The 23,509-nt window shown below is 62.4% G+C and carries 23 protein-coding genes; 5 read left to right on the top strand and 18 right to left on the bottom strand.

What is annotated here, in order from left to right:
- Positions 1-42 precede the first annotated feature (42 nt).
- A complete protein-coding gene (trhA, locus tag DYL59_RS17395; RefSeq protein WP_135290256.1) occupies positions 43-660 on the bottom strand; it encodes a PAQR family membrane homeostasis protein TrhA in 618 nt (205 codons plus the stop codon).
- A gap of 120 nt (positions 661-780) precedes the next feature.
- Here trhA and DYL59_RS17400 point away from each other — a divergent pair, with 120 nt between their 5' ends.
- Positions 781-1,695, top strand: a complete 915-nt coding sequence (locus DYL59_RS17400; protein ID WP_135290257.1) for a LysR family transcriptional regulator — start codon at positions 781-783, stop codon at positions 1,693-1,695.
- Between the two features lie 128 nt (positions 1,696-1,823).
- Here DYL59_RS17400 and madM read toward each other — a convergent pair whose 3' ends face one another.
- The 17 genes from madM to pilG form a co-directional block, all read right to left on the bottom strand.
- Complete coding sequence (gene madM / locus DYL59_RS17405; RefSeq protein ID WP_135290258.1) at positions 1,824-2,588, bottom strand: malonate transporter subunit MadM; 765 nt, start codon at positions 2,586-2,588, stop codon at positions 1,824-1,826.
- Position 2,589: 1 nt separating this feature from the next.
- A complete protein-coding gene (madL, locus tag DYL59_RS17410) occupies positions 2,590-2,994 on the bottom strand; it encodes a malonate transporter subunit MadL (RefSeq protein WP_105699644.1) in 405 nt (134 codons plus the stop codon).
- A gap of 67 nt (positions 2,995-3,061) precedes the next feature.
- Complete coding sequence (gene mdcH, locus DYL59_RS17415; RefSeq protein WP_135290259.1) at positions 3,062-3,961, bottom strand: malonate decarboxylase subunit epsilon; 900 nt, start codon at positions 3,959-3,961, stop codon at positions 3,062-3,064.
- Positions 3,958-4,545: a malonate decarboxylase holo-ACP synthase gene (locus DYL59_RS17420; RefSeq protein ID WP_135290260.1), complete on the bottom strand. Its 588-nt coding sequence runs from the start codon at positions 4,543-4,545 to the stop codon at positions 3,958-3,960. The genes mdcH and DYL59_RS17420 overlap by 4 nt, the downstream gene beginning before the upstream one ends.
- Entirely contained in the window at positions 4,539-5,309 is a 771-nt protein-coding gene (gene mdcE, locus DYL59_RS17425; RefSeq protein ID WP_135290261.1) for a biotin-independent malonate decarboxylase subunit gamma, read from the bottom strand. The genes DYL59_RS17420 and mdcE overlap by 7 nt, the downstream gene beginning before the upstream one ends.
- Positions 5,306-6,148, bottom strand: coding sequence for a biotin-independent malonate decarboxylase subunit beta (locus tag DYL59_RS17430; RefSeq protein WP_135290262.1), 843 nt, complete (start codon positions 6,146-6,148; stop codon positions 5,306-5,308). Before DYL59_RS17430 ends, mdcE begins: the two co-directional genes overlap by 4 nt.
- Positions 6,141-6,440, bottom strand: coding sequence for a malonate decarboxylase subunit delta (locus tag DYL59_RS17435; protein WP_135290263.1), 300 nt, complete (start codon positions 6,438-6,440; stop codon positions 6,141-6,143). The genes DYL59_RS17430 and DYL59_RS17435 overlap by 8 nt, the downstream gene beginning before the upstream one ends.
- A complete protein-coding gene (locus DYL59_RS17440; protein WP_135290264.1) occupies positions 6,440-7,273 on the bottom strand; it encodes a triphosphoribosyl-dephospho-CoA synthase in 834 nt (277 codons plus the stop codon). Before DYL59_RS17440 ends, DYL59_RS17435 begins: the two co-directional genes overlap by 1 nt.
- Positions 7,274-8,944, bottom strand: a complete 1,671-nt coding sequence (mdcA, locus tag DYL59_RS17445; RefSeq protein WP_135290265.1) for a malonate decarboxylase subunit alpha — start codon at positions 8,942-8,944, stop codon at positions 7,274-7,276.
- 314 nt (positions 8,945-9,258) lie between these two features.
- Positions 9,259-9,492 carry a DUF6124 family protein gene (locus DYL59_RS17450; RefSeq protein WP_135290266.1) on the bottom strand — a complete coding sequence of 78 codons (234 nt, stop codon included), beginning with the start codon at positions 9,490-9,492 and terminating at the stop codon, positions 9,259-9,261.
- Positions 9,493-9,689: 197 nt separating this feature from the next.
- Positions 9,690-10,115 (bottom strand): hypothetical protein, encoded by a 426-nt coding sequence (locus tag DYL59_RS17455; protein WP_135290267.1) that lies wholly within the window; start codon positions 10,113-10,115, stop codon positions 9,690-9,692.
- 287 nt (positions 10,116-10,402) lie between these two features.
- A complete protein-coding gene (locus DYL59_RS17460; RefSeq protein WP_135290268.1) occupies positions 10,403-10,858 on the bottom strand; it encodes a chemotaxis protein CheW in 456 nt (151 codons plus the stop codon).
- Positions 10,851-16,670, bottom strand: a complete 5,820-nt coding sequence (locus DYL59_RS17465; protein WP_135290269.1) for an Hpt domain-containing protein — start codon at positions 16,668-16,670, stop codon at positions 10,851-10,853. Before DYL59_RS17465 ends, DYL59_RS17460 begins: the two co-directional genes overlap by 8 nt.
- Before the next feature lie 158 nt (positions 16,671-16,828).
- Complete coding sequence (locus tag DYL59_RS17470) at positions 16,829-18,880, bottom strand: methyl-accepting chemotaxis protein (protein WP_135290270.1); 2,052 nt, start codon at positions 18,878-18,880, stop codon at positions 16,829-16,831.
- Entirely contained in the window at positions 18,877-19,401 is a 525-nt protein-coding gene (locus DYL59_RS17475; protein ID WP_135290271.1) for a chemotaxis protein CheW, read from the bottom strand. Before DYL59_RS17475 ends, DYL59_RS17470 begins: the two co-directional genes overlap by 4 nt.
- A 12-nt stretch (positions 19,402-19,413) precedes the next feature.
- A complete protein-coding gene (pilH, locus tag DYL59_RS17480) occupies positions 19,414-19,779 on the bottom strand; it encodes a twitching motility response regulator PilH (protein ID WP_003234583.1) in 366 nt (121 codons plus the stop codon).
- A gap of 46 nt (positions 19,780-19,825) precedes the next feature.
- A complete protein-coding gene (pilG, locus tag DYL59_RS17485; RefSeq protein ID WP_016972942.1) occupies positions 19,826-20,233 on the bottom strand; it encodes a twitching motility response regulator PilG in 408 nt (135 codons plus the stop codon).
- Positions 20,234-20,472: 239 nt separating this feature from the next.
- Between pilG and gshB the strand changes: the two genes are divergently transcribed.
- From gshB to ruvX, 4 genes are all read left to right on the top strand, one after another.
- Complete coding sequence (gene gshB / locus DYL59_RS17490) at positions 20,473-21,426, top strand: glutathione synthase (protein ID WP_135290272.1); 954 nt, start codon at positions 20,473-20,475, stop codon at positions 21,424-21,426.
- 77 nt (positions 21,427-21,503) lie between these two features.
- The gene (locus DYL59_RS17495; RefSeq protein ID WP_135290273.1) at positions 21,504-22,409 is read left to right on the top strand and encodes an energy transducer TonB; all 906 of its coding nucleotides are present in this window, start codon (positions 21,504-21,506) and stop codon (positions 22,407-22,409) included.
- 67 nt (positions 22,410-22,476) lie between these two features.
- Entirely contained in the window at positions 22,477-23,046 is a 570-nt protein-coding gene (locus tag DYL59_RS17500; RefSeq protein ID WP_135290297.1) for a YqgE/AlgH family protein, read from the top strand.
- Entirely contained in the window at positions 23,046-23,483 is a 438-nt protein-coding gene (ruvX, locus tag DYL59_RS17505; protein ID WP_005792259.1) for a Holliday junction resolvase RuvX, read from the top strand. Before DYL59_RS17500 ends, ruvX begins: the two co-directional genes overlap by 1 nt.
- Positions 23,484-23,509: the final 26 nt, after the last annotated feature.

Consider the following 23,509-nt stretch of genomic DNA (forward strand, 5'->3'; position numbering starts at 1 on the left):
ATCGGGAGCAAGCCCCCTCCCACATGGGTTCCTCATTGCCTGCTAGAGCACGTAATGCATAATCGCCACAAAGTGCAGCAAACTCCCGCCAATCACAAACAAATGCCAGATCCCATGGGAGTGCCGCAGGCGATCCTCAAGCGCAAAGAAGATGATGCCCACGGTGTACAACACCCCACCCGCCGCCAGCCAGGTAAACCCCGCCGTTCCCAGCACCGCCATCAGCGGCTTGACCGCCACCAGCACGATCCAGCCCATCACTGCATAGATCACGATCGACAAAATCCGCTTTTCGGAACGCGGCTTGATCTCCTGCAAGATGCCGATCACCGCCAACCCCCACACAATCCCGAACAGCGTCCAACCCCACGGCCCGCGCAGGGTCACCAGGCAAAACGGCGTGTAGCTGCCGGCAATCAACAGGTAGATCGAAAAGTGGTCGACCTTCTGCATGATCTCTTTTCGCCGCCCGCGCACGCTGTGGTACACGGTGGACGCGCTGTACAGCACCAGCAGCGTAAAACCATAGATCGCCACGCTGACGATCTTCCAGGGGCTGCCATCCAGGCTCGCCACCACCAACATCCACACCGCGCCCGCAAAGGCCGCGACCGCCCCGAGCAAGTGGCTCCAGGCGTTGAACCGTTCACCGTGATACATGCGCCACCGACCTCCGATTCCCGTTAGCGAGTGAAGGGCAAGGGTCCAGCGTTGCGCGTGAGAGTGCAAGCGGCTTGTGATCGGGGCACAATCGAGCACATTCGAATAAGAGCCACGGCCATGTTGATCGACGAAGAGTTCACCCTCAAAAAGCTGGAGATCTTCCTGGCGTTCATGCGCACCGGCAACCTGACCCGCGCCGCCGCCGAGTTGCAGACCAGTAACGTCAGCGTGCACCGCGCTATCCATTCCCTGGAAAGCGCCCTGCGCTGCCCGTTGTTCAAGCACGAGGGGCGCAACCTCACCCCGTTGGAAAGTGCCTACGTGCTGGAAGAACGCGCACAGAAACTGGTGGCCGACGTGGTCGACAGCGTGCGCCTCACCCGCGAAGCCGCCGGGTTCTCCGCCGAGCGTTTCAAGCTGGGCTCGCTGTATTCACTGACGGTCAAGACCGTGCCGCAACTGATCATGGGCCTGAAGATCCGCCGCAGCGAACTCAATATCGACCTGATCCTGGGCTCCAACTTCGACCTGCTCTACAAGCTCAAGAACATGGAAGTGGACGCGATCCTCATCTCCCTCGACGAGCACGCCAGCGACCCCGACTGCGAGCAGATCGCGCTGTTTTCCGACGATATCTTCCTCGCTACGCCAGCCGACTCGCCGTTCGACCGCGAGCAGCAAATCGATTTGGCGGATGTGCGCGACGCCACGTTTATTACCCTCACCCAAGGCTTCGCTACCCACCAAGACGGCAACCGTGTGTTCAAGCAGGCGGGGTTCGAGCCGAAAGTGGCGATGCAGGTGAACGACATTTTCACCCTGCTGAGCATGGTCAGTTCAGGGGTGGGTTATGCGTTGCTGCCGGGGCGGATTGCGGCGGTGTATGAGAACCGGGTGAAGCTCATACCGCTGCAACCCCGTTACCGGTTGCAGCAGCATATCGGGGTGGTGTTCTTGAAGGCCAAGGAGCGCGACCCGAATTTGCTGGCGTTGCTGGCGGAGTGTCGGATGTATGCCAATCGGCAGGTGTAAGCCTGACACACCGCTTTCGCGAGCAAGCCCGCTCCCACATTCGACCGCGTTCTCATGCTGGAACCCGATCAACTGTGGGAGCGGGCTTGCTCGCGAAGAGGCCCGAACTAACAACACAAATTCAAAACTTACCCAACCAACCCGCGCACGATGAAGTACAGCAACGAAGGCCCCAACAAACACCCAAGCCCCGTGTGGAAAGTCGCCGTCAACGCCCCATACGGCACCAACCGCCGATCCGTCGCCGCCAACCCCGCAGTCACACCGCTCACAGTGCCGGCCAACCCACCAAACACCATCGCCGAACGCGGGTTATCCAGGCCCATCCACCGCGCCGCCACCGGCGTGCCGACCATCACCAGGATCGCCTTGATCAACCCCGTGGCAATCGACAGCGCCATCACGTCCGAGGTCGCGCCAATCGCCGCACCGGTCACCGGGCCGACGATGTACGTCACGGCGCCCGCACCGATGGTGGTCATGCTGACCGCATCGCGATACCCAAACACCCAGGCCATGCTGGCGCCGACGATAAACGGCAGGATCGTACCCAGCAGCAGCGCAATCACACCAATCATCCCGGCCTTGCGCGCTTCGGTGGCTTGTACTTCAAACGCCGTGGCGACGATGGCGAAGTCCCGCAGCATCGCGCCCCCCATCAAACCGATACCCGAGAACAACGCCAAGTCCGCCAGGCCTTTTTGCCCGCCGGTAATCGTGCCGCCCACCCAGGCCAGCACCAGGCCGATAACAATAGCAATCGCCGAACCATGAATGCGCCCGAACGTGAGGCGCTTGGACAGCACCACAGAAATCCACATCACCACGCCCACGAAGGCAAACGCGGTGATCAGCCCGTTATGTTCAAGCCCCTTCTCGATGAGATCCCACATATCAGCGACCTCCCACTGGAACAATCAGCGGCTCTTCGGCGGGCAACGGCTCGCCTTTGTGAGTGCGGCTGATCAAAGCGATGGTGCAACCACAGACCACCACCGAACCAATCGCCGCCAACACCGCCACCGGGCCGCCGTGCAGGGCGGTGACCACGTTTTGCTGCGCGGCCATCGCCACCACCACCGGGATGTACATGGCACCCCAAAAGCCCACGCCCATCTCGCAGTCCTTGGTCATGCCGCCGCGTTTTTGCATCCACAAGCGCGCGCAGATCAGCAGGATCATTGCGATACCCACCCCGCCCACGTTGGATTTGACGCCCAGCAACACGCCGAGCATGTCGCCCATGATCACACCTGCAAGCGTGCAGATTGCCAGCAGTGCCACACCGTAAATAATCATTGTTGTTGTCCTCAAAGTGCTCGATCGAAATTGTTGTTTTTGTGCTTCGAAAGCCTTGGGTGGTGCTTTATCGGTGGCGGCGCTCCTCCTCTTGCAGCAGGGCCTGCAACGTATCCAGGCGCGCGCCTTCGCAGGCGATCACCGTACCTTGTTCAAACACCCGGCGTGACAGGCCGGTGAGCACAGCGCCCGGAGGCAGTTCGATTTGCAGGCGCACACCGCGCTCGTAGGCGCTTTGCACGGTGCCGCGCCAGTCGACAACGCGGCACATGTTGAAGGCCAGGTCGTCGCGCAGTTGTTCAGGGTTGTGGATAGGTCGCGCGCGGGTGCTGCTCAGGTAGGTGATGCGCGGCGCCTTGAGCGCGACGAAGGCACTCGCCAGGGCCTGGGCCGGTTGTTCCAGCAGCGCGCAATGGGACGGCACGCTCACGGCCAGGCGCTTGGCGATACCGTTGCCCTTGATGCGTTGGGCCACACGCTGCATGGCGGCATCGCTGCCCGCAATCACGGCCTGGTTATCGGCGTTGATATTGGCCAGGTACACCGGGGTTTCGGGGCTGTGGATCTCGGCAAGCAAGGTTTCGACTGTGGATAACTGCGGCCCGATGATCGCGGTCATGCCGTAGCCCTGTGGATAAGCGTTTTGCATCAGTTCGCCGCGCAGGCTGACCAACTTGAGCGCATCGCTGAAGTCCAGGGCTCCGGCGATGACCGCTGCCGGGTAGGCCCCGATGGACAGGCCTGCGACGTAATCCGGGGTGTGTTGCAACAGACGGGCGTGGGCCACGCCTACGATCAACAAACACAGCTGCACGGCGCGGGTACTCGCCAAGGCTTGCGCCGAATCCAGGGTGCGAACGTCCTCACCCAAGGCGTCGCTGGCGTATTCCAGCACATCGGAGGGCAACGCCTGGAGCATGCCCGGCCGCTGGGCGCCCTGCCCCGGAAACACCAGGAGGCTGCTCATGCCACGGCCTGCCAAGGGTCGATTACCAAGTGCGCACCACTGGCGGTTTTCAGCAGTACCCGCCGTGATGCACCGGCCCATTCGCGCAAGGCAACCGCGCCAAAAGGCGTTTGCAGTTGCAGGTCTACGGCACATACCGCCTTGTCCAATGTCGCCAGCAAGTCGCGTGCATCGTTGCGATCAAGCGGCTCAGGCGTACGCAACATCAAATCCAGATCACTTTGGGCATGCAGCGCCTCAATGCCCGTGGCCAGCTCAAAACCCGCACTGCCGGTAACGCCCCAGTTCAACGGCGCCAGCACCGGGCGCAGTTGAGCGAGTGCCTGCAATGCCGGCAAATCCCGTGGCGACGTCACCTCGCACAATGCTTCCGGCGTGACCCGGCGCTGTATGGCAGCCATCGGCATCACCGCGCCAAGACGCTGCTCACGCGAACGCCCCCGCACGCCGACGGCGACAAACCCTGGCGCAACGACGGCGCGACGCACCACCACTGCGCCCAACGCATCCGCCGCCCACGCCGGAGCGTCAGCAGGCAGATGCGCCGGGGTCATGCCCCAGAGCAAGTCGTGGGCGTTCACCATTGTTCCCGCAGCAGTTGGCGAACATGGCTGGAGGCGGCGCGGTTGGTGGCGCCCAGGCGGCTGCTCAAGTCAGGCGCGTGGATGTCCTTGATCGCACTCAACAGGCAATCGCCGACTCGCGCCACATCCTGCGCAGAGGGTTGTTCAATCTGGCTGACCGACAAGGTCTCCCAGAGCAAACCCAGGCTGGCATAGCTGTCGATGTCATACGCCATCGGTGGCACGCTGGCGGCCAGGGCTTCAAGCTCTTCGACGCTGCGCAGGGTCACCCGCGCCGCCGACGCTTTGCCCATGGCGTGCACCATCACGCCAGGGTCACGCAGGGCGATCAGGCGGTTGGCCTGGTAACCGTGAGCCAGAAACGCGCCGGACATGGCTTTACCCACCAGCAACGCAATCACCGGGTGCCCGGCCAAACGTGCACGGGCATAACTGTCCGCCGCAGCGGCCAGGGCCTGGTGGATGCCGAGGGCTTCTTCGCGGCGACCGTAAGCCTGGCTTGGCACATCGACGATGGCGATCAGCGGGCGCTTGTCGCCTCGGGCGATGGCTTCATCCACGGCCTTGGCCAGGCCCCAGCCTTCCAGCAAACCAACTTCACCATTACGAGCGCGGGGGAAGCGGTTGTTAGGGTCAGTGACCACGGCGATAAAGCGCACGGGTTGTTCGCCCAATACGCCGTCAGCCACTTTCATGGAATCCGGCAACCCCTCAACGGGTGTTGCACCGGCACTCAGTGCGTTGAACCACTGCAACCCTCTCATGAGCGTTCTCCTTGATACAGCGCGCGCACGGTCGCGGGGTCGATTTGCGGTGTGGCGTCCAGCTCGGCGAGGCGCGCCAGGTAGTGCTCGGCCTGGCGGCTGCGTTGTTGTTCCGGCAAGCCTTGGCGCAAGAGTGCGCTGACGGTCTGTTGGATATCGGCCACGTCGTCAGCCACGTAACGGTCAGCCAAGCCACTGTTGAAACGTTGCTCGCCGCCGGTAAGGCTCCAGATGAATGGCCGGTCGCGGGAGTCATATTCTTCAAGCCCCGCTTCCTGCTCGATCACTTGCGGGCCGTTCAAGCCCAAGCGCGCTTCACGGGTCACCACCAGGTAACTGCACAACCCCGCCGCAATGGACATGCCGCCAAAGCACCCCACACTGCCCGCCACCACGCCGATCACCGGCTGGTACTGGCGCAGGTCGACAATCGCCGCATGAATATCGGCAATCGCCGCCAGCCCGAGGTTGGCTTCCTGCAAGCGCACGCCGCCGGTTTCCAGCAGCAGCACGGTGCGGGTGGGGATGCCCCTGCGGTTATCTTCGGCTGCCAACTCCAGGGCACCAGCGATTTTTGCACCGCCGACTTCGCCCAAGCTGCCGCCTTGGAAGTTACCTTCGATGGCAGCAATCACCACCGGTTTGCCATCGATACTGCCCTTGGCGATCACCACACCGTCATCGGCCTGAGGCACCACGCCCTGGCGGCTGAGCCATGGCGACATGACGCGCTGGAACGGGTCGATCAATTCGCGGTAGGAACCGGCGTCCAGCAAGGCCTTGGCCCGCTGCCGTGCGCCCAGTTCAACGAAGCTGTGTTTGGCGAGTAGATCAGTCATGGCCCACCTCCTCGAAACCCTGCTCCAGGCGCAGGCGCACCACGCCGGGGGTGGCGCCGAAATCGTGGATATCAATCTTCATGGCCGGTGGTGTGTGTTCCTGGAAGATGCGTTCAAACAGGTGCTGCCAGCGCTGTTCGGCGCCATTGACTGAGGTCTGAACCTGGATCGTCAGCGTGCCCGGTGTACCTGGTTCCAGTAGCACTTCCAGATCGCCCGAGCCCACACAACCCACCAGCGCACGGCCCTTTGGCGGCTGCCCGGCGGGGAATTCAAAGGATAAGGTTTCCATCACAACGCTCCGTCGAGGCGGTCGATAAACAGGCAGGCGGCCAACAGGTCGGCGGCGCCGCCGGGGGAGGCATTCAGGGCCAGCAGTTGGTTGTCCAGTTCGTGCAATTGGCGGCGCCCGGCCAGGGTGGCGCTGCCGCCCGCATCCAGCACGGCTTGGGCACCGCGCTGCATGGCGTGGATGCCTTCGGGGCCTGCGCGGTAGAGCACGCAGGTGTCAGCCAGCTCGGTCATGATCGCGAGCAAGGCATCCAGGCGGGCGTTCTGTTCGCCGGTGTTTTGCTGGCGGCTTTTACGCAATTGCGGCAGGCCGCGTTGCGTCACCGAAGGGAACCCCAGTTGGGCTTCTTCGCGGGCACCGCGTGCGCCATAGCGTTGCGCGACCTGGGCGCCGTGGCTCATGGGTTGCGGGGCATAACGGTCGTTGAGCAGGGCCAGTCGGGCGGCGGTCAGCGTGATAGCACGGGGCTCCAGAACGGCTGCAGCAGTCAGCAAACCGAGGGCCCAGATCGCACCACGATGGGTGTTCACGCCGTTGGTGGTGGCGAGCATCGCTTGCTCACCTTCGCGACCGATGCGCCCCAGGGCTTCGCGCAGGGGCAAGCCGACCTCACCGATGTCGATGGCCGCCTCGGCCATGTCCTTGAACATCGGCCACAGCGACAGGGCTGATGCGTGCATCAGGCCCAGGTGCAAATCGCTGTGGGCGCCGTTGCCACGACGGTCCACCAGGGCAGGTTTGGGCGACAGGTCTGCTTCGTCGATCAGTGCATCGACGGCCATGTCCGCCAGGCGTTCGGCGAGGGTCAATTCATGCAGTTTGAGGGCGCGCATTTACCAGCTCCTGAACTTGGCGGGCGGGTTGTACAGGCCACCGGACCAGTCCACCAGGTCGGCCACGCTCTTGGCGGCCAGCAGCTCACGGGTGGCGTCGGTGCGGCGGATGCCGAGGTCTTCGGGCAAGGCGATCAAGCCTTCGCGGCGCATGCGTGCGGTGTCCTTGGGGTTGTGACGCAGGCCGATGGCGGTCACCCCGGCGACGGCAGCGATCATCGCCTGGCGTTCTTCCAGCGAGCGCGCTTTGTAGAGGTAGGCGATGCCCTCTTCGGTGAGCAGGTGGGTGACGTCGTCGCCGTAGATCATGATCGGCGCCAGCGGCATGCCGCTTTTGCGCGCCACTTCCACCGCGTCCAGGGTGTTGACGAAGGTAGGCTTGCCGCCCTCCTGGAAGGTCTCGACCATCTGCACCACCAGTTTTTTACCGCGTTCGAGCAACGCCTCCGGGGCCTCGTCGTGGCGCATATCCAGCCACGCCGGGGTGCCATGACGGCGGCCACGCGGGTCGTGGCCCATGTTCGGCGCACCACCGAAACCGGCCAGGCGGCCACGGGTCACGGTGGAGGAATGCCCGTCACCGTCCACTTGCAGGGTGGCGCCGATAAACAGGTCCACCGCATATTGCCCGGCCAGTTGGCAGAACATGCGGTTGGAGCGCATCGAGCCGTCGCGGCCAGTGAAGAACACATCCGGGCGCGCAGCGATGTAGTTCTCCATGCCCAGTTCGGTGCCGAAGCAGTGCACGCTTTCGACCCAACCGCTTTCGATGGCCGGGATCAACGTAGGGTGCGGGTTGAGGGTCCAGTTGCGGCAGATCTTGCCCTTGAGGCCCAAGGACTCGCCGTAGGTGGGCAGGATCAATTCGATGGCAGCGGTGTTGAAACCGATGCCGTGGTTAAGGGACTGCACATTGTGTTTTTCGTAGATGCCACGGATCGCCATCATCGCCATCAGCACATGCACCGGCTTGATGTGGCGTGGGTCGCGGGTGAACAGCGGCTCGATGTAGAACGGCTTGTCGGCCACCACCACAAAATCCACCCAGCTGGCGGGGATGTCCACGCGGGGTAAGTCGGTGACGTCATCCACTAATTGGTTGACCTGCACGATGACGATGCCATCGCTGAAGGCAGCGGGCTCGATCAGCGCTGGCGTGTCTTCGGTGCTGGCACCGGTGTATATATTGCCGGCGCGGTCGGCCATGAAACCGGCGCTGAGCACCACGTTGGGGATCAGGTCCACCACCAGCCGCGCATAGAGTTCGATGTAGGTGTGGATCGCGCCGATTTCCAGCAGGCCGTCCTCCAGCAACTGGCTGATGCGCAGGGATTGAGTGCCGGCGAAAGAGAAATCGAGCTTGCGGGCGATGCCCTTTTCAAACAGGTCCAGGTGCTCGGAACGGCCAACACTGGGCATGATCATGTGCAAATCATGGAGCTTGGCGGGATCGGTCTTGGCCAGGGAGCGCGAGAGGAAGTCGGCCTGCTTCTGGTTGTTGCCTTCCAGCACCACGCGGTCGCCGGGGAGGATCAGGGCTTCCAGCGCATCGACGATCTTGTCGCTGGCCAGTACTGCGCCGTCTGCAAAGTGCTTGACCAACCCGAGCCGCCGCTGCTTCTCATCGCGCCGCCGCGTCCAGCGCGAGTCGGGGGTAGTTGTTGTTGTCATGGTCGCTCCACGGGGTTGGCTGTCGTGGGCTGTACCTTAGGAGCGAACCTGTGGGTGCATCAATCAAGCTCAGCGGCTAATCGTTACGGCTGGAGTAATGGAACATCAGCAAACGCGGACTTGAGTCTTATGCAGATCAAAATGTGGGAGCGGCGGTGCGACGATTCGACTTGCTCGCGAATGCGGACTGTCAGTTGACACTTCTGTGCCTGATCCAGCGCATTCGCGAGCAAGCCCGCTCCCACATTGTCTCGGCGGCGCCAATTAATTCGCGGTCCCACAAAGGGACCGATCAGTCCCTATTGGGGACCGTTTCAAACATCATGTGACGGACTGACTTGTTCCAGCGCCCGCTCCACCAACAGTTGCCCCAGCTCTGCCATTTGCTGGATCCCGAGCATGATTGCCCGCTGTGAGTCATCCAGGTCGAAGGCCAGGTTGCAGATAAGTGCATCGAGGGATGACAGGGTTTCACTGGCGTTGACCAGCAGGGTTTCGGTGTTTTGGTGGGGGTTGACGGTGAAGAGGTTAGATGAAGGGTTCGACATGCTGTGCGGTTCCTAAATGGATAATCAAGGAACGCCTGTTGATCTAGGCGTTGTATGCGCCTAAACAGATTTCTCGGACTTGCACGTCCGTGTCACCGTTTTTTGCGTTGACGGGACGAAGACTAGGCCCGCCGACCGCACCCGACAAGTTCATGCCCGGCCCAAAATCTTGCAGGAAAAATCCGAAGCCCGGCCCATTACAACCCCATCACCACCTTGACCGTTCCAAGCCCTTCGAGGGCATAGCTGTTGTACTCATACACTCGCCCCTGAATATCCAATCGAAGCACGCCCTCATGCTCACTCACTTGAACATTGGGTTCCTCGGTTTTCAGAAAAGGATGCGCCGACACTAATGTGGTGAGTATTTCCTGATCGTTACTCAAGTTCTTATGCACGTAGTAGCGGTATGAAAAGCCCACCGTCGCACCGCCTTGGCCATCCCGCGCGCCATAGATCGAGGCGCCGTTGCCAAGGGAATGCTTCAACACCACCTCATCCAAATCCGGGGTTCCGGGCGATATGAACCAACTGCCTGCGATATAAATCAGACAGCCCACCAGCAGGCAGTTACGCAGGATCGGTATGAGGCGTTCAGTAACATTGAGAACCGGCACTGCCATTTGCGTGTCCTTGCTGGCAAAGGGAAGCGCCGAACCTAACATCCCACTCAGGCCAGAAAATCGGCCCAATCCAGTTAAAGAAATTGCTTACACAAATAACATTTTGTTCCGACATCGCTGGGCGGCTTGAGTCGCGACACGGTCTGCTAAGCACAAAAAATCACAATGTGGGAGGGGGCTTGCCCCCGATGGCGGTGGGTCAGCTAAATATGTATCAACTGACAGTCAGCAATCGGGGGCAAGCCCCCTCCCACATTTTGATCTTCACTGGGGTTGAGAATAGGGGGTCAGGCCAAGCCGGATTCGACCAATAGCGCTTCCAGCCCCATCAAATCCGGCACCTTCGCCACCTGCTCCCCCACCTGCACCGCCGCAAGCTCCAGCGGGCACAACGGCACATCCACATAGCTCAATTGGCTATCAAGCTTGTACGAGCGTGGAATGCCCTGGATCACCAACGCAATAAACTTCAACGTCGGCCGCCCGCCCAAGGCGTTCAGCACCACGATGCGCGAGCGTTCGCCGGTCACCGGAGCTTCGCCACACGCCGCTTCAAAGCTGATCAGCGGCAGCTGTTGATCGCGCCAAGTGACTTGGCGCAGGTACCACGGCGGCGCATCGCTGGCCGGCTCGCCGCGCTGAAAGTCAATCAACTCGGCGATGGCCACGTTGGGCAGCACCAGGTGGCGGTCGGCCAGGGGCAAGAGTAGGCCGGTGAGTTGGCTGGTGCGGTGGTCAAGCATGGGACTTGCTCCAGTAGGCGATGCTTTCCAGCAGCACCGACTCTTGGTACGGCTTGCCGAGGTAATCATTCACGCCAATGGCCATGGCGCGGTCGCGGTGTTTCTGGCCGGTGCGGGAGGTGATCATGATGATCGGCAGGCGCATCAGGCGTGAGTCGTTGCGCACCTGGGTGGCCACTTCGAAGCCGTCCATGCGCGGCATTTCGATGTCCAGCAGCATCAGGTCCGGGGTGTGTTCTTCGAGCACGGCGATGGCATCGATGCCGTCTTTGGCAGTCAGCACGTTCATGCCATTGCGCTCCAGCAGGCGGCTGGTGACTTTGCGCACGGTGACCGAGTCGTCCACCACCAGCACCAGCAACGGGCGTTTTTTCAGCGGGTCGTTGAGGATCAGCGGCGCATCCACCACCTGGGCCGGCAGCGCCGGTTGGCGTGCGCGGATGTGCGCCAGCAAGTCGATGATCAGCACCACGCGGCCATCACCCAGAATGGTCGCGCCGGATAAACCCTGAACCCCGGCAAACTGCGGCCCCAGGCCCTTGACCACAATCTCCCGCGTACCCGCCATGGCATCCACATGCACGGCCACGTGCCGTTCGTTGCATTGCACCAACAGCACCGGCACCGGCTGGTACTGGCCCAACAGTTTCGGGCGGCCGACGGTGTGCAGCAGGTCACCGAGGTAGAACAGCTCGTAGCGCTGGCCGGCGTATTCGTAGTGCGGCGGGTCTTGCTGGTAATGCCCCGCCAGCTCATGGGGCAGCACCCGCACCAACCCTTCGATGGTGTTGAGGGGGATCGCGTATTGATCGTCCGCGCACTGCACCATTAATGCGCGGTTGACCGACACGGTAAACGGCAGGCGGATGCGAAAGTGCACGCCCACGCCCGGCGTCGATTCAATGAACATCGAGCCGCCCAGCTGGCGCACTTCTTCATGCACCACGTCCATACCCACGCCACGCCCGGAGATCTGGGTGATTTTTTCCGCGGTGGAAAACCCCGGCTGCAGGATGAACTGCAGCACGTCGCGGTCGCTGATCTCTTGATGAGGGTCGAGCAAGCCGCGCTTGATCGCCTTGCGCCGCACGGCTTCCAACGGCACACCGGCGCCGTCGTCGCGCATGTCGAAGACAATGTCGCCGCCTTCGTGGGTCAGGTCCAGGGTGATGCGGCCCTTCTCCGGCTTGCCCGCCAGAAGGCGTGCCTCACGGGACTCCAACCCGTGGTCGACGGCGTTGCGCAGCATATGCTCCAACGGCGCCGCCATGCGCTCCAGCACGTTGCGATCCATTTCGCCTTCGGCGTTGCCGACGATGAACTCCACGTCCTTGCCCAGTTCACCCGCCACCTGCCGCACGATACGCTTGAGGCGCGGCAGCATGCGTTCGAACGGCACCATGCGCGTGCGCATCAGGCCTTCTTGCAACTCGGTGTTGATGCGTGCCTGTTGCTGCAACAGGTCGTGGGCGTCCTGGTTGCGACTGTCGAGGGTGTCCTTGAGGTCGAGCAGGTCGGACACCGATTCGGAGAGCGCACGGGACAGCTGCTGCAACTGGGAATGACGGTCCATTTCCAGCGGGTCGAATTCTTCATAACCCAGGCGCTCGGCCTCGGCCTGCTGACGGCTGAGGATGCGGCCTTGGGTTTCAGTGTCGAGGCGGCGCAATTGGTCGCGCATGCGCTCGATGGTGGTTTCCACCTCGTTGAGGGCGATGCGTGCGTCGTTGACCTGCTGTTCGATACGCCCTCGGAAGATCGAGGTTTCACCCGCCAGGTTGACCAGGTCGTCCAGCAGGTCGGCGGAAATTTTCACCATATCGGCGGCGGGGTCGACCGCCGCTTCTGCCTTGCCCGCAGCCAAGGCCACTGGCGTCACCGGCTCAGTGCTCGGGTGCACTAGGCTTTTGATGCGCTCGATCAGCTTGTCCACCGAGCCCACCGGCAACCCCTCTGCCACCGCATCGACCATCTGCGCCAGGCGGTCATGACAGCCTTGCAGCAGCGCGAACAGTTCCGCAGACGGCGCCAACAAGCCCGCCGACAAACCTTCGTAGAGAAATTCCAGCTCGTGGGCCAGGTCGCCAATCGGCCCAATCTCGACCATGCGCGCACCGCCCTTGAGGGTGTGCAGGTCACGCAGCAGGGTTTCCACTTCCTGGCGGTTGCCGGGCTCGGCCTGCCAACGCAGCAGCGCGCTGCTGGAACTGTCGAGGATGTCGGCGGCTTCTTCGAGAAAGATCTCCAGCAATTCCGGATCGGCGCCCGGGGTTTGCGGCGCAATCGCCGGTGCCGCCGGTGGGTTGTTCTGGCGCAGTGCCCGCACCTTGGCCACCAGTTCGGCACTGTCGCTCAGGGGCTGATGGTGATGCAGTTCTTCCAGTTGCAGGGCCAGCCGCTCGTGGCTGGCCATCAGCACCTGGGACAACTCGGCGCTGTAGCTGTAGCGACGGTCCACCAGGCCTTCGTAAAGGCATTCCAACTCATGAGCCAACTCGGCCACCGGGGCGATCTCGGCCATGCGTGCGCCGCCCTTGAGGGTATGCAGGTCGCGCTGCAATGAAGACAACGGCGCGGCGCTGTCGGGTTCCAGCAGCCAGCGCTTGAGGGATTGCCCGGCGCTGTCGAGGATGTCCACGGCCTCTTCGAGGAAGATCTCGACGATCTCATCGTCCATCGCCGTTTCGTGGTCCAGCTGCTGTGTGGCGGCGCCCAGCTCGGAGATGCTCAGGGCGCGGCTGCCGTCGCTTTTGATCAGGCCGGTGGCGGATGGGTCCAGGGCGTCGTCCAGCAGTTCGCGCAGGGCTTCGACCCGTGCCGGGGCCGGGCTGATTTCCTGGCCGGCCGCCAATTGGTCGAGCATGTTGATCAGCGCTTCATGGGCCTGTTCGGCTTCATGGAAGAACCGCTCGCTGACCGCCAGGCTGCTTTCTTCCACGGCGCCGTACAGGTCGAGCAAGGCTTCGCAGAGTTCGTCGATGGGGTGCAGGTCGGCAATATGCGCGCCCTCCCCCAGGGTGGTCAGCTCATCCAGTAATGCGGTGAGTTCCTGGCGCTCGCCAGGGTGCTGCTGCCAGCGGCGCAGCAGGCTTTCGGCGTCGAGCAGGATGTCCATGCCCTGGGCCAGGAAGTTGGCGATCAGTTGCGGGTCGCGCTTGGTTCGAAGGCCAGTGTTCGGCGCATCGAGCAAGGCTTCAAGCTGGTGATCGAGCAGGCTTTGGGTGCGATCGATCAGGTCTTGTGCGCCCTTGATCGGCGCCAGCGGATCGCTGTCCAGGTGACGCAGCCCACGTTGGAACAGGCCTTCGGCCTCCAGCAGCAGCTCCACTTCGTCCAGGTCCAGCGGCAGGCGGTGGGCTTTGTATTCGCGGGTCAGGTGGTCCAGCGGTCGCGCCAGCTCGGCCATCGGCAACACGCCGGCCATATAGGCGCTGCCCTTGAGGGTGTGCAGGGCGCGTTGCAGTTCATCGCTGACTTGCAGCGGCACATGTTCGGCAGCCTGTTGCAGGAAGTGGTTGAGGCTGTCCAGGTGGCTTTGGGCTTCGTTGCGGAAGATCTCCAAGAGCATCGGGTCATGGGCCTCGGCAGCCGCGACCGGTGTACCGCTGGCCAGGGCATGGGCGCGAGCGGCCAGGGCGTCGACTTCATCGCGTTGGTGTTGGTCATCGGTGGCGAAGTCGGCGATGAGCTCCGGCAGCAAAGCCACCGCTTCATCCAGCACCTGTTGCACCTCGGGACCAAGCGTTACGCTGCGCTCCAGCACGCGGTTGAGCAGGTTTTCCACGGCCCAGGCCAACTCGGCCAAAACCAGGGCACGCACCATGCGGCCACTGCCCTTGAGGGTGTGAAAGGCGCGGCGCATTTCGCCCTGAGCGGTTTTTTCGGTGCTGTTGGGCAGATAGCGACGCAGCACGTCGAGGACTTCGTCGGTTTCTTCAAGGAAGACTTCGCGCAGTTCGTCGTCGATAGGCGCTTCATCGGCCGGGGGCGGCAGCAGGCTGCCGGGGCGTTGCAGGGCCGGAGGGTTCAAGCGCGAGGTAGGGCTTGCCAGCGCATCAAACTGGGATTGGGTTGGCGTGATCTCGGTGGACAGCACGCCCTCTGGCGCAACCAGCGCTTGGCGCCAGGGTTTCTCGGTGGGCAGGTAGCCCAGCGCAGCCAGGCCCTGGGTGGCCAGTTCAAGTACCCGTTCGCCCGCGGCGTCGGGGTCTTGAAGCATGCGTTCCAGGTAGTACTCCAGGCCACTGATCACGTCGGCGAAATGGCCGAGTTGGGCCTCGGACGGCGGCGCATCGCTGCCCATCAACTGCTCATCGACGTAATCGGTGCAGCCGCGCATCAGGCTGGCGGCCCGTGGCAGGGGGATCATCGCCAGCGCGCCGCGCACCTGGCTCAGCAGTTCTGGCAGCGACTCCAGGCGCTGGCGGTCCCAGTCGGCTTCGATGCAGTCGATGACCAACTCTTTGGCCTGCTTCAGGCACTGGCACGACTCGCGAATCACCAACTGGTGGATCTGGGTCAGGTCGGTGGTGGGCAAGCGGCTTTCTTCGCGGCTTTCCGGCTCAACCGTGCCGACCATCCCGGCCAGCGTGGCTTCGACGTAGAGCAAGGCCCCTGCCACATCCATCAACACCGCATCGTTGGGTTCGCGCTGGCCCTGGGCCAGGCTGAGCACCACAGCGAGTTGGTCGATGATCACCTTGCGCGGCTGACCAAAGCCCAGCACGGCCAAGGTGTCGGCGATCTGCCGCAATGGCGCCAGCAGCGCGTCCAGGTCACTGATGTGCTGACGGTCGCTGCGCACGAACAGATCGAGCCGTTCTTTGACTCGCACCAGTTCCTCGCACAAGGCGCCCAGCACCGAGCCCATGGCATTGCGATCCGGCCCGGCCAGGCGCGCGCGTTCGGCATCCACCACGGCACTGTCGGGCAAGGCTTCATCCAGGCCGTAGCGCTCTTTGAGGCTTTGCATGCGCGGCGTCGGCCGGGTGACTTTGGCCACGTAGAACAACAGGCTCTTGAGCAGTTCATCCGGCGCCGGCTGGTTGATGCCGCCGATACCCTGGGCCAGCAGGCGCTTGAGTTGTTTGCCACTGGCTTTGAGCAAACTGCGCAGCGCCGGGCTGTTGGCGATCACGCCGGTGAGCATGCCCTCCACCAACGCCGAGGTGACCTGCCACAACGGCAACAGCGGCGCGCCCTGGCACAGCGCTTCAAGGCGGGCGAACACCCGCGCCATGTCTTCCAGGTTGCTGGGGCCGTGGTCTTCACGCAGCAAGCCGGCCAGGGCCTGTTGCAACAGTTGATGCCATTGGCGCAACTGGTCTTGCAGGTCGGGCGGTGCGCGCTGGGCCAGTGCTTCGTCGGGCAGCGGCGCAATCGACAGCAGTTGCGGGCTGAACAGGCTGGTCTCCGACAACAGGCTCTCGCCGCGGGCGCTGCGCAGGTCGTTGAGCAACGGCAGCACTACCAGCGGCAGGTCGCGGCGGGCGCTGTGCACGCGGTCCAGGTACAAAGGCAGTTGGTTGAGGGCCTGTTGCAGCAGGCGGATGCTTTCTTCGCGCTGGCTCACACTCGCGCACTGGAGTGCAAGGGCCAACGCCTCGATCTCCTCGGCCAGCAGCGCAGCGCCGTAGAACTCGACCATTTGCAGCGCGCCATGCACCTGGTGGATGGCAGCCAGGCACTCGCCGATGGCGTCGCCGTCGGCGGTTTCGACAAAGGCGTCCAGCGCCGAACGTGCCTGTTTCAGGGTTTCGGCAATGTCGCCCTTGACCCATTCGAGGGCCACGTAGTCGTGCCGATCAACCATAACTGCTCCGCTGAAAATTCATGGGTTGCCGGGATCTCGAACCAGAAGGAGATCCAGTGTGGGAGGGGGCTTGCTCCCGATTGCAGTGGTTCAGTCACAATCTCTTTGACTGATACACCGCCATCGGGAGCAAGCCCCCTCCCACATTTGACTGCATCTCAACTGTCGACCTGCTTGGCTGCCGGCAGGGTGAAGCCCGAAACCGACCTGCGCAACTGGCTGGCCATTTTCGCCAGGTTGCCGATGCTCTCAGCCGTGGCCGTCGACCCCGACGACGTCTGCGTGGTGATCTGCTGAATCACATTCATCGTCAACGAAATCTGCCCCGCCGAACTGGTCTGCTGCTGCGCCGCATTCGAAATGCTCTGGATCAGCGCCGCCAGGGTCTTGGACACCCCTTCGATTTCTTCCAACGCCACCCCGGCGTCCTGCGCCAAGCGCGCCCCGCGCACCACTTCGGTGGTGGTCTGCTCCATGGAGATTACCGCTTCATTGGTGTCGGTTTGGATCGCCCGCACCAGGGTCTCGATTTGCCGTGTAGCGGCCGACGAACGCTCGGCCAGACGCTGAACCTCATCGGCCACCACGGCGAAGCCACGCCCGGCGTCACCGGCCATACTGGCCTGGATCGCGGCATTGAGGGCGAGGATGTTGGTCTGGTCGGCAATGTCGTCGATCAGGCTGACGATATCGCCAATCTCTTGGGACGACTCCCCCAGGCGTTTGATGCGCTTGGCGGTGTCCTGGATCTGCTCGCGAATGTTATCCATACCGTGGATGGTGTTGTGCACCACCTCGTTGCCTTTGTTGGCGATCTCTACCGAGCGCTCCGCCACCGCCGAGGATTCGGCGGCGTTGGCCGAGACCTGGTCGATGGACTGGGCCATCTGGTTGATGGCGGTGGAGGCTTCGGCGATCTGCTGGGCCTGGTGCTCGGAGGCCTGGGCCAGGTGCATGGCGGTGGCCTGGGTGTCCTGCACCGCGCCCGCCACCTGCCCGGCGGTGAGGTTGATGGTGGCCACCAGGTCGCGCAATTGGTCGACGGAGTAGTTGATGGAGTCGGCAATGGTGCCGGTGAAGTCTTCGGTCACCGAGGCGGTCACGGTGAGGTCGCCATCGGCCAGGTCTTCGATCTCATCGAGCAGGCGCATGATCGCGTTCTGGTTGCGCTCGTTCTTCTCGGCGGTTTCATGCAGTTGGCGGTTGGTCTCGCGCACCATTACCAGGCCGATCAGGATGATCGAGGTCAACGCCAGCAAGCCCAACACATAGCCGCCAATGGTGTCGAAACTGCGTCCGCTGGCCAGGTTTTCAAAGCCGGTGGCCAGGTGCGAGGCCTCATCGAGCAGGGTTTGCGAGAGGTTGAAGATATTGCTCGCCGACGCTCGCACCTGGAACAGTTGCGGCGAGGTTTCGAGGATTTCATCCACCGAACCTGAAACGAACTCGAACAGTTCGGCGATTTCCGCCAGCCGCGCCCGGGCGTCGCGGTCTTCGACCTGGGTGATACGCAGCCCCGCGTTGCCCTGGAGCATGCCATTGAGCACCTGGCCAAAGCGGTTGGCGTCGCGACCAAAGGCATCGGCAGCCTGGGCGGCGGATTCGTCGCCGGCCAGCACGGTGTTGACCGCACCCAGGATGCGCTCAGCCAGCAACGACTGACGCTGGGCCAAGGCCACCTGGCTGGCCGGGGCGCCGCGTTGCAGCAGGATATCGACGACCTTTTCCGACTCCATCTGCAGTTGCGGCACGGTTTCGGCCAGGGTTGCGGCCACTTGGTGCAGGGACAATACGGTTTGCTCGCTGGCCAGGATTGCGTCGGTGTTTTTCAGCAGCGCTTCCCAGTCGGTCTGTACCGCGCGCATTTCGGCGCGTACTGCGCTGGGGGCAGCGGGCAGGCCGGTTTGTGGGTCGCCTTTTTTCAGGTAGCCCCAGCGTTGAGCAAAGTCGTTGCGCGCATCCCCCAGCAGTTTGAACGCCGCAGCCTTGCCGGCGGCGGCTTCCGTAGCGTTCTTGGCGATGCGCTGGGACAGCACCCGCAATTCACCGGCATGGCCGATGTACTGCTTGTCGTAGGTGGACTGGGTGTTGAGGTACGCGAAGTTGGCGAACAGCAGCATGATGAACACGATCAGGGCGATAAACAGCACGATGATCTGTGAACGGCTGCGCGAGCCGGCCAAGGGTTTGGGTGTGGTTGCGGTGGTCATGCGGCAACATCCATGAAGCCTGGAGCCTGGGCCAGGGCAAAGGGGCTGAAGACCTGCCACAGCGGGTCGCCGTCGAATTGGCCCTGGATAAACGACGCGCCAGGAACGGCGTTCGCCTGCAAGGCCTCTTGCGCGAAATGCTGCATGCCTACCACCTCATCCACCAGCAGCCCGACAAACAGGTCGTTGTATTCCACCACCAGCACCCGCCGTTGCTTGCGCGCCCTGGACAGCTCAAAGCCGAGAAACCCGCCCAGGTCCATCACCGGCAGCAGGCGCCCGCGCAGGTTAGCAACACCCTTGACCCAGGCCTTGACCCCGGGCATTAAAGTGCAGCGCGGCTCATGCAGGACTTCGGCGACTTCGCCCATGGGCGCCACGTACCAATGCTGCCCCACGCGAAAACCGATGCCGCTCCAGCGCTGCTGGCGGGTTTCCTGGGAGGGCAGGTCGGCGGCCAGCAGGCGACAGCGGCGGTCGATGTCCAGCAACAGCTCGAAGGCGGTTTGCGACTCGGTCATGATGGCCTGCCGTCAGCCGGCCAGCACCTTGTTCAGGGTGGCGATCAGGGTGTCTTCGTCCACCGGTTTGGTCAGGTAGTCCTTGGCGCCCTGGCGTGCGCCCCAGATCTTGTCGGTTTCCTGGTCCTTGGTGGTGATGATGATGATCGGGATACCGTTGGTTTCCGGCTCCTTGGACAGCTGTCGGGTGGCCTGAAAGCCATTGAGGCCCGGCATTACGATGTCCATCAGCACAGCGTCAGGTTTTTCCTGGCGGGCCAGGGCCACGCCGTCCGCGCCGTTTTCGGCCTTGAGGACCTGGTGGCCATGCTTTTCCAGCATGCCGGTCAGTTTGTACATTTCGGTCGGCGAATCGTCGACGATCAGAACACGTGCCATGGTTTTCCCCACTACTTAGGTAGACGCCAGCCCTTGTGGGGCGGCCTCAGTGTGCTTGTTCTACTGCGGCGAATGCAGGCACGTAGGCCTTGATCGCGCCCAGCAGTTCTTCCTTGCTGAAAGGCTTGGTCAAAAACTGATCGACACCCACGATGCGCCCCTTGGCCTTGTCGAACAGGCCGTCCTTGGAGGACAGCATGATCACCGGGATCGACTTGAACGCCGGGTTGTTCTTCACCAGGGCGCAGGTCTGATAGCCATCCAGGCGCGGCATCATGATGTCGACAAAGATAATGTGCGGGTGATGGTCAACAATCCTGGCCAGGGCATCGAAACCGTCGATGGCCGTGATGACATCGCACCCCGCGTTTTTCAACAAGGTCTCGGCGGTGCGGCGGATCGTCTTCGAATCATCGATCACCATCACTCTCAAGGCGTTGGAATGCTGTTCCATATCTGCTCTACCATCGCCACAGCGAATCGGTTTTCGGTGTGTACTGCCTGATGTTGCACAGGATGAGCGCCGCAAGCCTTGGAATTCAAGGGCTGCTGCGCCGTGGCAGTCTTTTTAGCACAGTCTCGGAGAGCAATCTATCGAGGCACCCGCCCGGTGGTTTTTCCTTGACCCACAACAGCCGCAGCGCCACTCTGACGCCACTTTTATGCGCCCTAATTTGCTAGAGGAAACCCCCCATGAGCGTTCGCGTCGGCATTGTCATGGACCCTATCGCCAGCATTTCCTATAAAAAGGACAGCTCGCTGGCCATGCTCCTGGCCGCCCAGGCCCGCGGCTGGACCCTGTTCTATATGGAACAGCGCGACCTTTACCAGGGCGAAGGCGTCGCCCGTGCGCGCATGCGCCCGCTGCAAGTGTTTGCCAACCCTGAAAAGTGGTTCGAACTGGCGGACGAAATCGACAGCCCCCTGAGCGACCTGGACGTGATCCTGATGCGCAAGGACCCGCCGTTCGACATGGAATTCGTCTACTCCACCTACCTGCTGGAGCAGGCTGAGCGGGCGGGCGTGCTGATCGTCAACAAGCCGCAAAGCCTGCGCGACTGCAATGAAAAGCTGTTTGCCACCCTGTTCCCTCAGTGCACACCCCCCACCGTGGTGAGCCGCCGTGCCGACGTGCTGCGTGAATTCGCCGCCAAGCACGGGGATGTGATCCTCAAACCGCTGGACGGCATGGGCGGCACCTCGATCTTCCGCCACCGCGCGGGCGACCCGAACCTGTCGGTGATCCTGGAAACCCTGACCGCCCTGGGCACCCAGCAGATCATGGGGCAGGCCTACCTGCCGGCGATCAAGGACGGCGACAAGCGCATCCTGATGATCGACGGCGAGCCGGTGGATTATTGCCTGGCGCGTATCCCGGCAGCGGGCGAGACCCGTGGCAACCTGGCGGCCGGCGGCCGTGGCGAGGCACGACCTCTGTCAGAAAAAGACCGTTGGATTGCAGGCCAGGTTGGCCCAACCCTGCGGGAAAAAGGCTTGTTATTTGTAGGCCTTGACGTAATTGGTGAGCACCTCACTGAAATCAACGTCACCAGCCCCACCTGTATCCGTGAGATAGACAACGCATTTGGCACGAACATCGGCGAAATGCTGATGGCCGCCATTGAGCGCAAGCTACAAGCCAAGTGACATAGAACAGCCGGACACCCACCAACATTGCGTTATCATGCGCCACCTGTGAAACGCGCGATGTTGGTTTTCTTGTCATGACACTCCCGTCCGATCTGCCCCCCGAACTCTCCCACAGCGGCGTGCGCCCGGCTGATCGGCTTGGATTCACCCTGTTCCTGGCGGCATTGATTCACCTGGCGCTGATCCTCGGTGTGGGTTTCACCATGGTCGAGCCCAAGCAAATCACCCGCACCCTGGAAATCACCCTCGCCACCTTCAAGAGCGAGAAGAAGCCTGAGAAAGCCGACTTCCTCGCCCAGGAAAACCAGCAAGGCAGCGGCACCCTGGACAAGAAAGCGATACCCAAGACCACCGAAGTGGCGCCGTTCCAGGACAACAAAGTCAATAAAGTCACGCCCCCGCCAGCGCCCAAGCCCGAAGTCCAGCAAAGCGCACCGAAGGCCGCTGTGACCACCGTCGCGCCCAAACCGCAAAAAGCCCCGACCCAGCGCGAAAAGACCAAGACCGAGCCAAAGCCCGAGCCCGTCAAGCCGGCGCCCACTTTCGACAGTTCGACGCTGACCGACGAAATCTCCAGCCTGGAAGCCGAACTGGCCCACGAACAACAGCTGTACGCCAAGCGCCCGCGCATCTACCGGCTCAATGCCGCCTCCACCATGCGCGACAAAGGCGCCTGGTATAAGGACGAATGGCGCAAGAAGGTCGAGCGCATCGGCAACCTCAACTACCCGGACGAAGCGCGGCGTCAGCAGATATATGGCAATTTGCGCTTACTGGTGTCGATCAACCGTGACGGTACGTTATATGAAGTGCAGGTACTGGAGTCCTCCGGCCAACCGTTGCTGGACCAGGCCGCCCAGCGCATCGTGCGTCTGGCTGCGCCTTTCGCGCCATTTACGGGTGACCTGAACGACGTCGACCGCCTGGAAATCATCCGCACCTGGAAGTTCGCCAAGGGCGATCGGCTTTCCAGCAATTGATGACAATTGCCAGCTGCGGCACATCCCCGGCTTGTCAGTTCGCCCCTCCAACGCCACACTACCGGACATGAAAAACGTCAGCCCGACCTACCTCAAGCACCAATTCCTGATCGCCATGCCCCATATGGCCGACCCGAACTTTGCGCAGACCTTGACCTATATCGTCGAGCACACTGCCAATGGTGCGATGGGGCTGGTGATCAACCGCCCGCAAGAGCTGAACCTGGCGGATATCCTTGAGCAACTGCGACCCGAGATCGACCCGCCAGCCCGCTGCCAGGGTGTGCCGATCTACATCGGCGGGCCGGTGCAGACTGATCGCGGGTTTGTGCTGCACCCCTCCGGCCCGAAGTTCCAGGCCACCGTCGACCTTGAAGGTGTGTCGCTATCCACTTCCCAGGACGTATTGTTCGCCATCGCAGACGGCATCGGCCCTGAGCAAAGCGTGATCACCCTCGGCTATGCCGGTTGGGAAGCAGGCCAACTGGAAGCAGAACTGGCCAGCAATGCCTGGCTGACATGCCCTTACGATGCCGAAATCCTGTTCAACACCCCCAGCGAACTGCGCCTTGAAGCGGCGGCGGCCAAGTTGCGCGTCAACTTGAGCCTGCTCACCAGCCAGGCGGGGCACGCCTGATGGCTTTGCGTTTGATATTGGGGTTTGACTACGGCACCAAACAGATCGGCGTAGCGGTCGGCCAGGTCATTACCGGCCAGGCCCGCGAGTTGTGCACCTTGAAAGCCCAGAACGGCATTCCGGACTGGAACCAGGTCGAAGCCCTCATTAAAGAGTGGAAGCCCGACGCCGTAGTGGTCGGCCTGCCCCTGAACATGGACGGCACCCCCAGCGACATGTGCCTGCGCGCCGAAAAATTCGCCCGCCGCCTCAATGGCCGCTACAACCTGCCTTTCTATACCCACGATGAACGCCTCACCACCTTTGAAGCAAAGGGTGAACGCCGTGACCGTGGCGGGCAGAAAGGCAGCTACCGCGACAACCCCGTGGACGCCATCGCCGCCGCCTTGTTGTTGCAGGGCTGGTTGGACGAAAACACCGCTTTATTTGAATCCTGACTGACGCAGCGCTTTTTTAGTAGGAG

It is taken from the genome of Pseudomonas kairouanensis (assembly GCF_004682055.1).
In the GTDB taxonomy this organism is placed as follows: Bacteria; Pseudomonadota; Gammaproteobacteria; order Pseudomonadales; family Pseudomonadaceae; genus Aquipseudomonas; species Aquipseudomonas kairouanensis.

What these genes read in the sequence shown, in the direction of transcription:
- DYL59_RS17440 (WP_135290264.1), bottom strand. Translation starts at nt 7,273, where the DNA reads ATGCGCGCCCTCAAACTGCATGAATTGACCCTCGCCGAACGCCTGGCG.
- madM (WP_135290258.1), bottom strand. Translation starts at nt 2,588, where the DNA reads ATGTGGGATCTCATCGAGAAGGGGCTTGAACATAACGGGCTGATCACC.
- DYL59_RS17435 (WP_135290263.1), bottom strand. Translation starts at nt 6,440, where the DNA reads ATGGAAACCTTATCCTTTGAATTCCCCGCCGGGCAGCCGCCAAAGGGC.
- DYL59_RS17420 (WP_135290260.1), bottom strand. Translation starts at nt 4,545, where the DNA reads ATGGTGAACGCCCACGACTTGCTCTGGGGCATGACCCCGGCGCATCTG.
- DYL59_RS17465 (WP_135290269.1), bottom strand. Translation starts at nt 16,670, where the DNA reads ATGGTTGATCGGCACGACTACGTGGCCCTCGAATGGGTCAAGGGCGAC.
- trhA (WP_135290256.1), bottom strand. Translation starts at nt 660, where the DNA reads ATGTATCACGGTGAACGGTTCAACGCCTGGAGCCACTTGCTCGGGGCG.
- pilG (WP_016972942.1), bottom strand. Translation starts at nt 20,233, where the DNA reads ATGGAACAGCATTCCAACGCCTTGAGAGTGATGGTGATCGATGATTCG.
- DYL59_RS17430 (WP_135290262.1), bottom strand. Translation starts at nt 6,148, where the DNA reads ATGACTGATCTACTCGCCAAACACAGCTTCGTTGAACTGGGCGCACGG.
- pilH (WP_003234583.1), bottom strand. Translation starts at nt 19,779, where the DNA reads ATGGCACGTGTTCTGATCGTCGACGATTCGCCGACCGAAATGTACAAA.
- DYL59_RS17450 (WP_135290266.1), bottom strand. Translation starts at nt 9,492, where the DNA reads ATGTCGAACCCTTCATCTAACCTCTTCACCGTCAACCCCCACCAAAAC.
- ruvX (WP_005792259.1), top strand. Translation starts at nt 23,046, where the DNA reads ATGGCTTTGCGTTTGATATTGGGGTTTGACTACGGCACCAAACAGATC.
- DYL59_RS17475 (WP_135290271.1), bottom strand. Translation starts at nt 19,401, where the DNA reads ATGACCGAGTCGCAAACCGCCTTCGAGCTGTTGCTGGACATCGACCGC.
- DYL59_RS17460 (WP_135290268.1), bottom strand. Translation starts at nt 10,858, where the DNA reads ATGCTTGACCACCGCACCAGCCAACTCACCGGCCTACTCTTGCCCCTG.
- DYL59_RS17400 (WP_135290257.1), top strand. Translation starts at nt 781, where the DNA reads ATGTTGATCGACGAAGAGTTCACCCTCAAAAAGCTGGAGATCTTCCTG.
- mdcH (WP_135290259.1), bottom strand. Translation starts at nt 3,961, where the DNA reads ATGAGCAGCCTCCTGGTGTTTCCGGGGCAGGGCGCCCAGCGGCCGGGC.
- DYL59_RS17495 (WP_135290273.1), top strand. Translation starts at nt 21,504, where the DNA reads ATGACACTCCCGTCCGATCTGCCCCCCGAACTCTCCCACAGCGGCGTG.
- mdcA (WP_135290265.1), bottom strand. Translation starts at nt 8,944, where the DNA reads ATGACAACAACAACTACCCCCGACTCGCGCTGGACGCGGCGGCGCGAT.
- DYL59_RS17470 (WP_135290270.1), bottom strand. Translation starts at nt 18,880, where the DNA reads ATGACCACCGCAACCACACCCAAACCCTTGGCCGGCTCGCGCAGCCGT.
- DYL59_RS17500 (WP_135290297.1), top strand. Translation starts at nt 22,477, where the DNA reads ATGAAAAACGTCAGCCCGACCTACCTCAAGCACCAATTCCTGATCGCC.
- DYL59_RS17455 (WP_135290267.1), bottom strand. Translation starts at nt 10,115, where the DNA reads ATGGCAGTGCCGGTTCTCAATGTTACTGAACGCCTCATACCGATCCTG.
- mdcE (WP_135290261.1), bottom strand. Translation starts at nt 5,309, where the DNA reads ATGAGAGGGTTGCAGTGGTTCAACGCACTGAGTGCCGGTGCAACACCC.
- madL (WP_105699644.1), bottom strand. Translation starts at nt 2,994, where the DNA reads ATGATTATTTACGGTGTGGCACTGCTGGCAATCTGCACGCTTGCAGGT.
- gshB (WP_135290272.1), top strand. Translation starts at nt 20,473, where the DNA reads ATGAGCGTTCGCGTCGGCATTGTCATGGACCCTATCGCCAGCATTTCC.